Raw genomic sequence first — 15,979 nt, forward strand, 5'->3', positions numbered from 1 at the left:
AGATAAGTTATGCTGTTCTAAAAGTAATACCAAGTATCATAAGAGTAGGATTTTTGATAAGCTAGGTGTTAACTCTAAAGTTGTAGGCTGTTTTAGAGGGAGTAAGAAGGGGATTGATTTCTTTGGAGGAGATTTGATTATGAGATGATAGTCAGAACAGACTACCCATTTGGGTAGTCTTGCAAAAATTATGCACAAAAACTACCCAAATGGGTAGTGAAAAGTCAATTTCAAGAAAAAGACTACCCTTTTGGGTAGTTTACATATCAGGATAATGATGGTAGAATAACTAATGTAATACTTCTCAAGGGGTAAATATAATAAAAATTAAGGGGGTGAAGGTTAATGAAGAGATTGAATGAGAAAGAATTGATGGCTGTTGATGGAGGGTTTACCATAACTGCTGGCTTAGTCATAAAATGTCTAGCAGGAGCAGGGGCAGGATCAGGAGCAGGTTTGTATGTCGGACGTAGACTTAATCCAAACAATTAATGAGTGATAAGTGAGGTTAAATTTTATAAGAATACGGAGGTATATAAAAATGAAAACATTAGACAATAAAGAATTAATGAATATTGATGGTGGTGTAGCTATAACTAAAGGAGCACTTTTAGTTGCAGCATGTACTGGACTTGGCTTTATAGGAGGATGTGCTGCTGGAATGACTGAGTAGTTATGATAATCATAATATTTAGTTAGCAATGTTATATATAACATTGCTAACTGTTTTAAATTTAGAAGCAGAGAAATAATTAATTAACCTGAATTATTAATGAATTTTCATTTCATTTAATTTAAAATCAGTTAGTGACTCTTTTTGAAGGGTTATTATTTTTTATTAACTAATATTTTACACAAGGAAGATAGAGTTATTCTATAGCTCTTATTTTAGCTATTGTTTTAGAATTTTTGAGTTATCACAGTTCATTATTTATCATTATTCTAACTGCGGGAGTAATCTTATATTTTCTAAAACAGCATAGAATTATTTTTGATAGTGGCAACTACTACACAATTTAAACTAAATACATCTCGCTGGTTTAATTACCTGTGAAGCAAGTTTAATAAGTTTTAAACGAATGGTATCCACTAGGTAAAACCATATCTTTAAAATAACTTAATAAATTATTGCAATTTAGGGCTAAAAAAAGTTATAAGAGGTTAGTATTTACAATTATACTCTTTTTAGTTTTATTTATACAAAAATACATAAGGGATGGGTAACAGATGGAAAAAGAAGAAGGTGTAATATTATCTACTGATGAAAGTAAAATAGTTCTTTTTGAATTTATTGGTTTTTGTATAAGTGTTTTATTTTTTTATATTCCATATCTTTCAATTTGGACTGTTGATTTTTCGAAAGTAAATTTAATAAATTTTATTTTATTTATTATTATGTTATTTCTAGGAATGCAGACACATGAATTATTACATGGGGTAGGTTTTATTATTTTTGGAAAAGTACAATTGAAAAATTTAAAATTTGGTATAAAATATAAAGAAGCAATCCTTTATACTCACTGTATTGTTCCAGTAAAGATGAAAGTTTATAGAATAGCAATTTTGTTGCCGGGTATAATATTGGGTGCTATTCCCTCTATAGTAGGATTGTTTTTAGGAAATCATTGGTTAGTTTTATATGGGGTAATTATGATTTCTGGTGCAGCAACGGATTTTGTTGTATTTTGGAAAAGTAAAGAGATAGAATCGCAAGAATATGTTATAGATCATTCTAATAAAATAGGCTTTGAAATAATTAAAGATACAGGAGGTATTGATCATTTTAAAAGAAAAGCCGAGAAGAAAACAGAAGAAAACAAGATAAAACATGTTAAAAGGGGGATATTAAGTCTAATTATATTATTAATAATTATAATTAGTTTTTATTATTTAGGATACTTTATTGGAAAATACATGTAAGTGCTTTTGTTATCTATATATGTAATAAAAGTATAAATGCTAAGTTTGAACCTATGTCAATATCTTGGATACAAAAAACTGGACATTTATGCACTTTCTCTTAATTGTTTTTTGATTTCTGATTTGATAATTATCTGTCTCAAAATCTATTTATTCTTTATAGAAGAGTTTGTGTTAATTTATAGATAAAAATAAAGTATTGGTTTAGAGTTGAAAAATTAAAGTTGATATTAAATTTAAGGTGGTTAGAAATGAAAAAGCTAATAAAAAAGATAAAAAGAAAGTTCAAAAAATACTACGCTATCAAACAACACGACATCACCGATTGTGGTGCAGCTTGTTTGGCGATGATAGCAAAGCATTATGATTTAAAGATTCCAATTACTCAGATTCGTGAGATAGCTGGGACGGATAAGCGGGGAACCAATGCTTTGGGGTTGATTAAAGCAGCAGAAGAGCTTGGCTTTTCGGCAAAAGGTGTTAAGGCAGAGCCTAAGCATCTGATGGAAGAGGTACCCTTTCCAGCAATAGCCCATGTGATCAAGGATGGGTTGATGCATTATGTTGTAGTATACGGGGCCAACGAAGAAGAGGTAATAGTTGCCGACCCAGCCGAGGGGATGGTCTATTATAAGCCAGAAGATTTCTATCAGATCTGGTCAGGTGTTACAATTTTACTAACACCGACAGAAGAATTTCAAACAGGTGACGAAACCACGGGCTTATTTGCTCGCTTTTTTGGGTTGATCCTACCTCACAAAAGGTTATTGATAGAGATATTTCTATCATCTATCCTTTATACTTTAATGGGACTAGCAGGTGCATTTTATTTCAAATATTTGATAGATACCGTCTTAGCCGATGGTCTAGTAAGGAATCTACATATAGTATCGACAGGTATTGTGATTTTAACCATACTCCAGGTGGCGATGAATGCCTTTAGGAGCCATCTGTTGCTTTATTTGAGTCAGAAGATAGATATTGCACTTATATTAAATTATTATCAACATGTCTTAGAGCTTCCCATGTCCTTCTTTGACTCGAGAAAGGTTGGGGAGATACTATCTCGTTTAAATGATGCTTCCAAGATTAGAGATGCTATATCGGGGGCAACGATTTCGGTAATGCTAGATACCCTGATGATTCTTGTCGGAGGAATCATCCTTTATATTCAAAGCTCGACCTTGTTTTGGGTATCGGCAGTTATAATTCCCTTCTACATAGCCGTAGTTTGGAGCTTTAATAAACCCTTTCGTAGAATTCACCGCAAAGAGATGGAAGAAGCTGCCGATGTGCAGTCTTACTTAGTCGAGTCTGTCTCAGGGGTAGCAACTATTAAGGCCTTCAATGCAGAGCGAGAAGCAAATCTAGAGACGGAATCTAGGTTTATTAAATTTATCAAATCAATCTTTAAGGCAATCTTTATGAGAAATGTTCAGTCTTCCTTACAAACAGTACTCACTTCAGTTAGTGAACTAGTTATCCTGTGGATAGGTGGTTTACTAGTAATTAGAGGAGAGCTGAGTATAGGACAGTTGATTACCTTTAATGCCTTATTGGCTTACTTCTATGAACCGATTCAAAACTTAATCAATTTACAACCTCAGCTTCAAGAGGCCTTTGTTGCTTCTGATCGTTTGGGAGAGATATTGGATTTAGAGGTTGAAAAAGAAAAAGAGTCACAGAAGATAAAACCAGATAAGCTTAAAGGTGAGATAGAGATTAAAGACCTTCATTTCCGTTATGGGACTAGAAAGAAGGTCTTAGAGGATATCGGTATAGATATAAAGCCAGGTGAGAAGGTGGCTTTAGTTGGAGAGAGTGGTTCAGGTAAGACTACCTTAAGTAAGTTATTGTTAAAGTACTACCTGCCCACAGAAGGAGAGATATTAATTGATGGTTATAATATCAAAGACCTCTCCTTAGAGAGCTTAAGGGCCAACATCGGTTATGTACCCCAAGATATCTTCCTCTTTAGTGGAAGTGTGCGGGAGAATATAGCCTTTGGTCTAAAGAATGTGAGTATGGATGAGATAGTCGATGCAGCAAAGAAGGCTCAGGCTCACCAATTTATCAATGAACTCCCTTTAAGGTACGATACCTTAGTAGGAGAGAGGGGTTCTAACCTATCAGGAGGTCAAAAACAGAGAATTGCAATAGCAAGGGCAATCCTTAAGAACCCAGATATCTTAGTCCTTGATGAAGCAACCAGTAACTTAGATACAGCAACAGAGAGGGCAATCCATAATACCGTCGAGGATATCAGTCAAGGTATCACAACTATCATCATTGCCCATCGCTTAAGTACCATAATGCAATGTGATAAGATAGTCGTCTTAGAGAAGGGTAAGATACTCGAGCTGGGTAGCCATAAAGAACTTATAAAGAAGAAGGGTAAATACTACAACCTATGGCAAGGACAAACCTTAGATAACAAGAAGATAGGAGACGAGGTATCATGAGAGCAGAGATAGTAAACTTTGAAGACCTATCAGATAGTAGGGAGATGTTAGAAGCCAAAGAACCCAACTTTATAGCCGTCTTCATCTATGGTTTTTTATTAATAGTACTGATTGCTTTAGCTTGGATGTGGTTTGGGGAGGTAGACATAGTTGTCAAAGCTACAGGGGTAGTAAGACCAGAAGAGAATATAAGTCTAATTAGAAATATAAACGGTGGAAATATAGAAGAGATAAATTATTACCAAAATCAAGAGGTAGAAGAAGGGGACTTGTTATATCAGATAGATACACAATCTCTAGAGAATAGAAAGAATAATATAAGACGTGATATTAAAAGAAGAAAGGATAATATCAAAAAGCTCAACAAACTAGAAAAAAGTATCAGAGAAGATAAGAACCTACTTAGCCAAGAAGATATCAACTACTATAATAGATACCTTGTTTATAGGTCAGGTTATGAACAGCGAAGCCTTGACTATCAACGGGCCAACAATAGATACCAACGAGAGCTAAGCCTAAGCAGTAACTCAACTACCAGAAGTAGGATCGAAGAGTTAAAATCAGAGTATCGCTATGCTAAGCTTAGTAGAGACTCCTACAGGAGTGAATTTCTCGTTAATATCAAAAATGAGATCGAAAATGAAGAGGATAGGCTGACCAGATTAGAAGAAGAGCTTAAAGATATAAAAGATAATATTAGAAGAAGCAGGGTTAGAGCACCTATCTCAGGAACAGTTCAGATATTAGAGAGGTTTAACCGAGGTGATTATCTACCAAGTGGGGTAGAGGTCTTGCGAGTAGTTCCAAGTAATAGCTCAGATTATCGAGTAGAGCTTACAGTAAGAAACGAAGATATCAGTCAACTAGAGGAGGGTCAACAGATAAACTATCGCTTCCTAGCCCTACCTTACAAGGAGTATGGAATCTTAAATGGAGAAATCTCAAAGATATCAAGTGATGCCAATATGAGTAGAGTAGAAGAAGGTCTTTATTATAATGTAGAAGCAACCTTAGATGATATAAAGCTCTATGATAAACAAGGAGATCCAGCCTTTGTAAGGATTGGGATGTTAAATGAAGCAAGAATAGTAGTTAGAAGAAAGAAGATACTCCATATCGTCTTGGAGAAATTAGATTTTATATCATAAGTGGTGTAAGTATAAAATAATGGATGTTTTTATATTAGTGTAACTTTGTAGTAATAAAGCGTAGCTTTATTACTGGTGATGAGTAATCAGTAATGGGTAAAACCTTAAAACCTCAGACCCCATCCCCCTTACGAGTTTCAAGAAACTCTTCATGGAAATTATCTTCACCAAAGTGATTGTGAAGATAATTTCCCTAAGCCCTTCCCCTTATCTAAGGAGAAGCTGATCTTGGCACGAAGAGTCTTGTTCTTTAGACTCTGAGGGGGGAGCTACTTTCCCCTTCTCTTCAGAGGAGGAGAGGCTGGTTTTGCACGGAGTGGTCGATAGATCCGAAAGGGGGGTAGGGGGGGTGAGGTGTGAGTTCTTGACCTTACTCATTACTCTTCACTCATTACCCATTACTAGTGGCACGAAAGTGCCACTATATTACTATAATGATTTACTTAAAAATCAGGAGATGGTTTAGAATGATAAGCATTAATTCAACAACTAAAAAAAGATTCTTTGAGCTAAAAGTGTTTTTTATCTCTTTAGTATTACTGCAAATCTTATCAATTAAAGTCTATGGAGAAGAGAAGTCCAACATAGATAAGCTAATTAATCTAGCCTTAGATTATAACTATGACCTACAGATTGCCAAGTTAAACTTGGACAACTCTTCAATCAATTATAGAAGAAATAAGAGTAATAACTTATTCTTAGAATCTCGCTATAACTATCTAGAGAATAAACTAGAGGTAGAGGAAGCAAAGAGAGAGTATCTAGAAACTAAGAATGGAGTTATAATTGATTTAATCTATAATTACCTACAATTAGTAGAAGAGAATATAAATATAGCAGGAAGAGAAAAAAGGGTGGAGCTAGAAGAGAGGCTCCTTAATAATATCAAAATAGATGTTAAAGGTGGGTATAAAGGAGAAGTAGACCTACTAGAAAAGCAGATCGATTATAATAATGAAGTCTTTGAGCTAAGAAAGGCAAAGGATGATTATCACTTACTCTTAAGTGATTTAGAAGCAAAGGTAGGGAGCACTAAAGAGGAGATAGAAATAACCGAAGTTAACATTCCCAAGCTATGGGAATTAACAAAAGAGGATATAGTGGCTATAGCTAAAGCTAACAATAAAACTCTAAAGTTACGAGAAGGGATATTAGAGTTAAGAGAGATAGATTTGAAACGGGCCAAGGTAATGGAAGTTTCTAAGTTAGATTTAAAGGAGTTAAGAAATAATAAAGAGATAGCAAAGCTTAACTACAACAAAGAATATGATAACGTAGTCAACCAAATTAAAGAGAGCTATGCTCAATTTGAACAAGGGGCTAGAATCTTAGAGTTAAGAGAGAAACAACTAAAACAGATTAAAGATAACTATAATATTATAAAAGAGCAAAGAAGTGCAGAGATTAGAAGTCAAAATGATATCTTAGGAGCCCAGATTAATCTAAAAGAAGCCAAATATCACTATCAAGGTGCCATTACAAATTATTATTTAAGCAAATTAAATTTAATGCAGGTAATGGGCTTAGAGATAGGGGGATTATCCGATGAGAAGCCTTCAAAAGAATAAGATTTTAATAACTTTAATTATAACAATAATCCTTACCCTATCGATAAGAGAAGAGGTCAAAGCCGAAGGGATAACACTTAAAGAGGCCATTGAATGGGGGCTAAAGAACAATTCCTCAATTAGTCAATTAAAGTATGAGGAAGATAGATTAAAAAGAGAGCTAGCTAAGATCAAGGCTGGATTGGGGTGGCAGGTAGACTTCTTATCGAGTAAGGTCTATAGAGATTATGAATCAATTTATTTAGACCAGTATGGTCTTACTCAAAAAGAGAGAGAAGAAGAGAAAGAGTTTGGCTTAAGGTTCCAAGGAAGAAGGTCTTTTCCTTGGGGTTTGAGTATAGAATCAAATCTTTCTTTAATAGAAGAAGACCCTTTTGAATTTGAAGAAGATTTTGACTTTGAATTAAATCTAAATCAACGACTATATCCTTTCTTACCTATCGAAGCTATGCAGGAGTATAAAGCTATCCAAAATGAACTAAAAAAACTTAATAAGCAGTTAGAGTGGGAGAAAGGGTTAAAGGAGATTGAATTTATAGAAGGTTATCTAAACCTTTTAAGGATAAAGGAGAGTTTAGACTTAGCAGAGTTAAATTATAAACTGGCTAAGGATAACCTTAATAGAGCCTTAAGGCGCGAAGAGATTGGCGAGGGAGGAAGAAGGCAGAGATTAATTGCTCAGGTTGCTTTAAAAGAAGGGGAGATAGGTCTTTTACAAGCAAAGAATCGATTTAAAAATGAGAAGAATAGGTGGTTAGAGGAACTTTCTCTCTTAGAAGGCAAAGATATTATTCTATCAGATGAAGATAATTATTTAGAAGTGATAAGAGGAGAAATAGATGATTTAAAATTTGATTTTGCTAATCAGATAAAATTATTAGAGATGGCAAAACAAATATCTCCAACTCTTAAAGCTAAAGATTTAGATAAGAAGTGGCTTATTCAAAGAAGAAAGTGGAATAAAAGAGGAAGACACCCCCAAATTAATTTAAGTGGAGACTATGATTATAGGAGTGAAGACTGGGAAATAGGAGTATACTTAAGCTATAATATTTTTGATGGGGGCCAACACAAATTATCGCAAGAAGGTTATGATGAAGAATTTAAAAAGCTAGAAGATGAGTACCAGCAATTAGTAAGGAGTTTAGAGCTAGATTTAAAGGAATTAATTAATAGATTAGAAGAATCTAAACTGACCTTAAAAGAAAAGAGGATGGTCTTAGATAAGAATGACTTGGAGTTGCTTATTCTTAAAGAAGAGCTATCAGAGGGAATAGTATCTAAAATAGAGTTAGAGAAGAAGAAGATAGAATTTGGGGAAGCAAGGGTCAATTTATTAATTAGTAAAGATAGCTTATTTCTTGCTAAGCTTAGGCTGGTTTATTTTTTAGGTGTTAAGATATAGTGTTGTATAGAGTGGGGTGGCTTTTAAAAGCTATTTTACTCTTGATTTTTTAAAAATATGACTATGGTTACTTGAATTTATACCAAAGAAAGTTGTATAATTATGGTGTGTATAGAAAATAAATATTATATTTAACAAGGAGGAGATTTTATAATGTCTGAAAGCAAAAAGTTCCCTGGAATTAAAGGATCAATATTTTTAGTAGTAATAGGGTTAATTTTGATGACCTTAAATAGTATTATAATAGGTGCAGTTATTGGGTTAGTTATGGGTATTAGACTAGGAGCCCAAGGTATGGCTGTAGAAGAGATCACTCAAATTGTAGATGCAACAATAATGCAGAATATAAATTATGTCGCTATAGGCTCTGCCTTTATAAGTAATCTAATTTTGATAGCTATAGGGATAAAGAAACAGGCGATAAACTTAAAGGAATTGCTCTTTGAGAATAAGGAGAAGGTTAACTTAAAACTTCTTGCTATTATAGGTCTATCGGCTATAATACTTCCGCTTTTTGTAGGGGAGATCGTTAACTTCTTCATGCATATATTAGGGGTTTCTTACTCTGAAGTTGAAGGGGTTAGTGAGGTTACAAGAGGAGTGGTCGGAATTATATTTGGCTTGGTGTTGGCCCCGATATTTGAGGAAATAATATTTAGGGGAATTATATTAGAAGGTTTGTCTACAAGACATTCTAAGAAAGTATCTATAGTAGTGAGTGCATTATTATTTTCAGCCTATCATTTTAATTTAATTCAACTCCTGCCAACCTTTATCTTAGGTCTCTTCTTAGGTTATGTCTATATTAAGACTAGGTCTGTCTTAGTCTGTATCTATGCTCACTTTGTCTATAATATAGTACCAGTACTACTTAGTCAGATAGACTTTGGGGAGAGTCCAAGTTCAGTACCAGAGCTAGGCTATGAAAATCTTATACTCTTTATAATATCAGGGTTGATATTCTTTGGAGGGGTATTTTTATTGAAAGGGTATTTTGATTCAGAAGATGGGATGGGTGAAAGTATAGAGCTATAAAGTGCCAATTAAAGCAGAAAGGATTAAGACAGCCTATCAGTTATATATAATGAAAAGAGTTTTTTAAGATCCTGTCTTTTAACTGGTAACTAAACTAATATTTTACTGATATTCACACTGATACAGACACTAATAATAAAAGGAGATGAAATTGAATAATGAAAAGAATTCTCTGTTTTCATTTATTAATTGTAGCTGTGATAATTGTGTTGGCTCCCAATGAAGCATCAGCTTCAATATTTGATTGGAGGGTCTATGAAAGTGAATACTTTACTGTCTTTTATCCAAAAGGGTATGAAGAGCAGGCAAGGGAGACCCTTTATCACTTAGAGAATAATCGAGAGTGGGCAATGGAGTTGACAGGAAACAGTAGGGATTTTAAGACAAGGGTTGTAGTACAGGATATAGGATTATTAAGTAATGGGTATGCCCAACCAATAACTGAAAAGATTGGGGTCTTTACTAATACACCGTCTACCTATAATAGAGTGAATGGACTAGAGAATGGTGAGAGTTGGTTGAGAACCCTGGCTGTTCATGAGTTAGTACATATTAGCCAACTTAATAATTCCTCAGGATTTATGGGAGGGATGAGTAGATTATTTGGTAATGCATTCTCTCCTAATTTATGGACACCTATGTGGATGATAGAGGGGATAGCAGTTTATGCAGAGTCTCAAATTAGTCCCTTTGAGGGAAGGCTTAATATGCCTTATTATGATGCTGTAATAGCAAGCAGGGCCAACGCTGGTCAGTTGCCTAGTCTTTTAGAAGTGGAATATAAGGAGGATTTTTATCTTTATGGGGCTTACTTAATCAATTATTTGAGTAATGAGTATGGTGAAGAGATGTTGGCCCAATTCTTTAAAAGTCATGGTTATAACGAATGGGGACCTTTTGGTTCACTATTTCCTGAAATAGGAATTGATAAATCAGCTAATATGATATATGGAAAGACCTTTGTAGAACTCTATGATGAGTGGAGGGAGTATGAAGAAGAGAGGCATAAAGATTGGGAATTAAGTGGTGATGTTATAGTAAGGAGTAATGTTGGCAGGATAAGAAATCTAGTATATTTTGATAATAACCTATATTACTTTAAATCAAATATAAGCTCTCCTAAATCCTTTGGTACAGGATGGATAACTTCTTTGGTAGAATATGATCTTAATAGCGGCAAGGAAAAGATTATCAAAGAGTTCAATGCAGGTACTAACGGAAAACTACAGGTTATTGATGGCAAGGTTTATTACTCTCTTTTAAATCTGGAGAAAGGTTTTGCTAATACCGATTATTCTGGAATGGGCGTTGTTGCTGACTTATATAGTTATGATTTAGAGAGTGGTAGGGCTGAAAGAGTATTAAGGGGTGAGTTTAAGGATTTTATAGTATTAGAAGATGGGGATATTATATATGTTAAGGATACTAAATCTAGATTTGGCTCAGAGATCTGGAGATATTCTAAAGGAGATAAGGAGTATCTAGGAAGTTTAGATCAGATGCTCTCAGAGATAGAAGTTTATGAAGATCAGTTTATAGTTGTAAGTAAGGAAAATATGAAGTCTTGGAATCTAAATCATTTAGAGTTAGATAAGTTGGAGCTTGGCCCTATAGTTGAGAGTAATTATACAGAGAAGTCTATCAAAGTTGAAGGGCAAAACCTTTACTTCACTTCAAGCTATGGTGGTGCTTATGGCATATATCGTTATGATTTAGCTAGTGAAGAGTTATTCAAGGTGAGCGTTGGCCCATATGCAACAGATGGGTTGGTAGCTGGAGAGGACCTATATTACGTCGGGATAGATTCTAGTGGTGAAAAGATCTATAGAGATAGTGTAAATGAGGTAGCATATTCCTTTACTCCTTCTTACTATGGAGATGAATATAGCTTTGAATTGGCCCTTGATGTTGAGGAGGGTGGAGCTTTTGGCAAAAATATGAGTTATTTACTTAAGCCACATACTAGAACCCCATTTTCATTGATGGGTGAAGATGCTTTAGGCTTAAATAGCTACTATTTAACTTATCTTGGAGATGTGAACTTTAGTTTCTCTAGTAGAATGTTAACTCCTTTAACAATAAACTATTATACTTTTGTTGATGAGAATGAAGATGATGAGAAGGAGCGAGAGCATAATATTGATTTAAATTATCCGTTGTATCAGTCTCTAAGTAAAGGTTTATCTTATGTTGATTTAACTTATAGTACAGACTTTAATGATTCTATTCCTGGACTTTATTTTGGATTTTCTTATCCTAGAGATAGTATAGGGATGGGGATGTCATATAATATAGACGATGAGTCAGCTAGTCTTTTAGGTGTTTATGAGCATCGTTTCGATAGTAGTTCGATAAGAGTTGATACAGCTTTTGATTACAATACTAATGATTATTTAGAGGTTAGAAGATTCGAACTTCCTCGAGAAGAGGAAGGTAATGTATATAGTATTGGTCTAAACTATAATCATAAGTTAAGGAAGGTAAGAGATGGGTGGTGGAATCCTAATATTTTTGTAGGCGATTTATATGGGAATCTATTTGTTGATTATGCAGGTGATGGTGATAAAAATTTAGGGGCTTATGGATATGAATTAATCTTTGAATTATATGCTTTATCTGGAATGGCAACTTCAAGGAGTAATGCTAGAATAGGGTTTTCCAAAGCATTAGATGCTGAGTTGGAAGATAATACAGATCTGTACTTCATAATTGACCTTATTGGATTTTGATCTATTATTAGATGTTTGCTGTAAAACAACTAGACTAATCATTTAGTCTAGTTGTTTTATTATAAAGGAGTGATTAGGTGAATTATAACAAGAAAACAGTATTATTAATTTGGATGATTATTTTTCTTATCTTTTTACCTATTATGATAGGGGTTGGTCTTAAGATAGAGAAGAGTATAATATCTATGATAATTAGTCATGGAGCAATCACCTTCTTCTTAGCGATTAGCATTGATAATATTTTGGCTAGGAATTACTATGTTCAGTTAGACGGAGGTAAGAAAATCAATGTGGGAATGGATGGTGTAAATAAAACAGTTATAGCTATTATATTTATGCTTATACCAATTTACCTCTTTATATTGACAGATGATATAATTAATGAGGGAGTCTTTAATTTTATCTTATATATCTTCTTTATAGGTCTAATTAACAATTTAGTAAATGATAAAATTATTATAGGTGATAGGTATTTGATTTATAGTGGTGATTTCGGACTTATATATCGATTTGAGTTGAGACAAGTATTGGCTTATCGAATTAAGGAGAAGAGGGGAGTTCTTAGAAAAAGAAGGTTAGAGTTATTATCAAAAGAAGGAAGATGGGTAGAGGTGAAGAAGTCTTTAGATAGTATTGAGGGGGTAGGATTATTGGAAGGTATGCTCTCGGAAAAGAATATAAAGAAGGAGGAGATTTTGTGAGTCCTATTAGTTTATTTATACTTACTTTAGGTATAGTCTTTATTCCTAGGGGGATGGGTTTGGCTTTGGAGATATTAGCTTTGGCAGGTATAGGAGCCTTAGGTGCCTTAGTTTCTGAAGGTCTTCAGCGATTAATAGGGAAGGAGACGATACTGACCAAAGTGTATACCGGTATTTTAAAGTTGGTCTTTATGGCTATAGTAATTGCTATTATTATCACGTTTATAAAGGGATTGATATTTTAATTAGTTTAATTTTCTTTTGAATTTAAATCTATAATTAGTATATAATAATTATAAGGTAGAGAATATATAGAATATAGAAAGGAAGAAACTTAAATGATAAAATTAAAGGTTATTTTATTAGGAATATTGCTTATTTTTCTTATAACTGGTTGTGTACCGCTTCAAGAAGAGGTTGAAGAGTATGGTTTGAGTGATTATTTTCCTTTTTTAGAGGAGACTATGCTCTCTTATGAGGGGGTAGGAAATGAGTTTGCAGAGCAGGATATCTATTTTGATTTTATTGATGGTGATAGAGCTCAGATTAGAGTCTTCAATCCTGGTACCTTTGGGATTAGAGTTGTAGAGGTAAGTGATGAAGAGATTAGAGAGGTACTATTTAGAGGAGAGAGTTATGGTCTGCTGAATCTGATGGAAGTAGAAGGTGATGGGGATATATTACTTAAGACTCCATTAGAGGAAGGGACAAGTTGGACCTTAGAAGATGGAAGAAGGAGAAGTATATCAGGGGTAGGTATTGAGATAGAGACTCCTTATGAAGATTTTGAAGGGGTTGAGGTTACTACAGAAGCGGAGCATTCAACGGTAAAAGATTATTATGTAGCTGGAGTTGGCCATGTAAGGAGGGTCTTTGTTGGTGAAGATGGATTTAATGTAGAGACAAATCTTCAAGATATAATAGAGGGTACAGGAGTTAGTTATCCTGTCAGGTTCTTCTATCCGAATTTTCATAATGAAGAGATTGTATATCTACATAGAAGGGTAGACTTTATGACCAATGATGATATTAAAAAGATCTTTGAAGGTCATTTGCGTGATCTTCCTTCAGAGGATTTGCACCCTGTTTTAGGGCCAACGGCCCAACTAAATAGTATAGAGGTTGATGAAGAAGAGAGCCTGGTAAAGGTTGATTTTTCTAGAGAGTTGGTTACCGAGATGAATGCAGGAGCCCAATTAGAAGGGATGATAATTCAGAGTATAGTCAATACCTTTGGAGATCATTATAAGGTCTCTAATGTAGTTATAACTTTAGAGGGTGAGAGGTATCAATCAGGACATATTGAACTTGGAGAGGGAGAGTTCTTTGAGGTAGATTTAAGTGAGAGTAGGCCTTTTGAAGAATAGAAGGTTGGAAGATAAAAAAAGTAGCAGAATTCTGCTGCTTTTTTATTTTTGAAGGAAAAAATTTTAGATTTTTAGCTGAGAGCTGAGAGCTGAAGACTGATAGCTCAAATTGAATTTAAAGTTAGATTTAGGGACATAATAAGAGGAGAAGTTAATAGATTAAGGGGATGTGATTAGCTGTGAAGAAGTTATTAGTATTATTTCTATTATTTATTCTCTTAACTTCTTGTGCTCCTCCTAATAGAGAAGAGGGAGCAGGGGAACCACAAAGAGAAGAGTATACACTAGGTGATTATTATCCCTTTTGGGAGGCTACCTTGTTAAGTTACTCTGGTGAAGGGAGTAAGTATGCTGAACAAGAGGTATATTTTGATTTTATTAAGGGGGATAGGGCCCAAGTTAGAATTTTTAACCCAGGAACCTATATTGGAAAGATCATAGAAATAGGAGAAGGTGAGATTAGAGAGAGGGTCTCTATAGGTGAGTTCTATGGTTTGAGGGATATAAGGGATATGAATGGTGATGGTGATATAATATTAAAAGAGCCGATAGAGGAAGGTAATAGTTGGACCTTAGAAGATGGAAGGAAAAGATATATATCAGGAGTTGATGTAGAGATAGAGACTCCGTTTGATAATTTTAGAGGTATAGAGGTTACTACTGAAGCAGAGTCATCTACAGTAAAGGATTATTATGTAGGTGGTGTAGGCCATGTTAGAAGTCTCTTTGTAAGCGAGGGGGGACAAGAGATTGAAGTCTTCCTAGATGATATAGTTGAAGGAAGAGGAGTAGATTATCCAATTAGGTTCTTTTACCCTAACTTTCATGATGGGGAGATTGTATATGTAGATAGGGGTGTAGAGTTTAGAACTAATTGGGATATAACTGAGCTTTTTGAAGAGAATCTAAGGGATTTACCTTCTGATGAATTAAGTCCAATGCTTGGGCCAAATGCTGAGATAAGGTCTATCTCTCTTGATGGTGGAGAAGGTATCTTAGAGGTTGATTTCACTAGATCATTAGTTACAGAGATGAATGCTGGTGCTCAGTTAGAAGAGATGATTATTCAGAGTATAGTTAATACTTTAGGAAGGCATTATGGTATGTACCGAGTTTTAATAACTCTAGAAGGCAAAAGATATGAATCAGGTCACATTATTTTAGAAGAGGGAGAGTACTTTGAAGTAGATGAGAGTGGAGTCAGACCCTTTGAGAATTAATAAATTACTATGTTTTTCAAAGTTAAGACTAAAAAATTTCATATTTTAAAATGTAGGAAACAGCAAATATAGCTAGCAGATCTTAAGATCTACTAGCTATATTTGTTTAGTAGAAAAAGTTTCTATTAGAGTCTATAGATAATATGCTTTTGACCTTTAACTGGTGATTGAAGGTTAAAAGCTAAAGGGCTTAATAAATTACTTCTTACAGGTAGTGAAGCTATAGAAGCCAAGTACTAGTAAGATTAATATTAGAAATAAAGTAAAGGGATCTTGTTTGCCTTTTACACACATAATACTCACTCCTTTCTTAGCTACTGATATTATATTCTATGCCCTTATAAGAAAAAAAGTTAAAAAGAATTAAAGAGGTTATTTTATTGTAATAAAGGATTAAATAAAGAGGGGTTGGAATAGATACATA

13 protein-coding genes are annotated in these 15,979 nt (G+C 34.1%); all 13 read left to right on the forward strand.

The window, feature by feature from the left end; all coding sequences use genetic code 11:
* The first annotated feature begins 345 nt into the window (after nucleotides 1-345).
* The 13 genes from HALSAC_RS16745 (at nucleotide 346) to HALSAC_RS0100480 (ending at nucleotide 15,555) form a co-directional block, all read left to right on the forward strand.
* Entirely contained in the window at nucleotides 346-492 is a 147-nt protein-coding gene (locus HALSAC_RS16745; protein ID WP_084804231.1) for a class IIb bacteriocin, lactobin A/cerein 7B family, read from the forward strand.
* Nucleotides 493-541: 49 nt separating this feature from the next.
* Complete coding sequence (locus HALSAC_RS16750; RefSeq protein ID WP_084804233.1) at nucleotides 542-673, forward strand: class IIb bacteriocin, lactobin A/cerein 7B family; 132 nt, start codon at nucleotides 542-544, stop codon at nucleotides 671-673.
* A 554-nt stretch (nucleotides 674-1,227) separates the two neighbouring features.
* Nucleotides 1,228-1,920 carry a DUF3267 domain-containing protein gene (locus HALSAC_RS0100425; RefSeq protein ID WP_027338594.1) on the forward strand — a complete coding sequence of 231 codons (693 nt, stop codon included), beginning with the start codon at nucleotides 1,228-1,230 and terminating at the stop codon, nucleotides 1,918-1,920.
* Between the two features lie 251 nt (nucleotides 1,921-2,171).
* Complete coding sequence (locus tag HALSAC_RS0100430) at nucleotides 2,172-4,382, forward strand: peptidase domain-containing ABC transporter (protein ID WP_035571005.1); 2,211 nt, start codon at nucleotides 2,172-2,174, stop codon at nucleotides 4,380-4,382.
* Nucleotides 4,379-5,530 (forward strand): beta-barrel domain-containing protein, encoded by a 1,152-nt coding sequence (locus tag HALSAC_RS0100435; protein WP_027338596.1) that lies wholly within the window; start codon nucleotides 4,379-4,381, stop codon nucleotides 5,528-5,530. The genes HALSAC_RS0100430 and HALSAC_RS0100435 overlap by 4 nt, the downstream gene beginning before the upstream one ends.
* A gap of 467 nt (nucleotides 5,531-5,997) precedes the next feature.
* Nucleotides 5,998-7,098, forward strand: a complete 1,101-nt coding sequence (locus HALSAC_RS0100445; protein ID WP_027338597.1) for a TolC family protein — start codon at nucleotides 5,998-6,000, stop codon at nucleotides 7,096-7,098.
* On the forward strand, nucleotides 7,076-8,503 hold the full coding sequence (locus HALSAC_RS0100450; protein WP_027338598.1) for a TolC family protein: 1,428 nt from the start codon (nucleotides 7,076-7,078) through the stop codon (nucleotides 8,501-8,503). The genes HALSAC_RS0100445 and HALSAC_RS0100450 overlap by 23 nt, the downstream gene beginning before the upstream one ends.
* Nucleotides 8,504-8,656: 153 nt before the next feature.
* The gene (locus tag HALSAC_RS16200; RefSeq protein WP_027338599.1) at nucleotides 8,657-9,538 is read left to right on the forward strand and encodes a CPBP family intramembrane glutamic endopeptidase; all 882 of its coding nucleotides are present in this window, start codon (nucleotides 8,657-8,659) and stop codon (nucleotides 9,536-9,538) included.
* 158 nt (nucleotides 9,539-9,696) lie between these two features.
* A complete protein-coding gene (locus HALSAC_RS0100460; RefSeq protein ID WP_027338600.1) occupies nucleotides 9,697-12,267 on the forward strand; it encodes a gluzincin family metallopeptidase in 2,571 nt (856 codons plus the stop codon).
* Between the two features lie 77 nt (nucleotides 12,268-12,344).
* Nucleotides 12,345-12,968, forward strand: coding sequence for a hypothetical protein (locus HALSAC_RS0100465; protein WP_027338601.1), 624 nt, complete (start codon nucleotides 12,345-12,347; stop codon nucleotides 12,966-12,968).
* Nucleotides 12,965-13,213, forward strand: coding sequence for a hypothetical protein (locus HALSAC_RS0100470; protein ID WP_027338602.1), 249 nt, complete (start codon nucleotides 12,965-12,967; stop codon nucleotides 13,211-13,213). The genes HALSAC_RS0100465 and HALSAC_RS0100470 overlap by 4 nt, the downstream gene beginning before the upstream one ends.
* 93 nt (nucleotides 13,214-13,306) lie before the next feature.
* Nucleotides 13,307-14,335: a GerMN domain-containing protein gene (locus HALSAC_RS0100475; protein WP_027338603.1), complete on the forward strand. Its 1,029-nt coding sequence runs from the start codon at nucleotides 13,307-13,309 to the stop codon at nucleotides 14,333-14,335.
* Between the two features lie 179 nt (nucleotides 14,336-14,514).
* On the forward strand, nucleotides 14,515-15,555 hold the full coding sequence (locus tag HALSAC_RS0100480; protein WP_027338604.1) for a GerMN domain-containing protein: 1,041 nt from the start codon (nucleotides 14,515-14,517) through the stop codon (nucleotides 15,553-15,555).
* Nucleotides 15,556-15,979 lie beyond the last annotated feature (424 nt).

Origin of the sequence: Halonatronum saccharophilum DSM 13868 (assembly GCF_000517025.1) — a bacterium.
GTDB lineage: Bacteria > Bacillota > Halanaerobiia > Halobacteroidales > Halobacteroidaceae > Halonatronum > Halonatronum saccharophilum.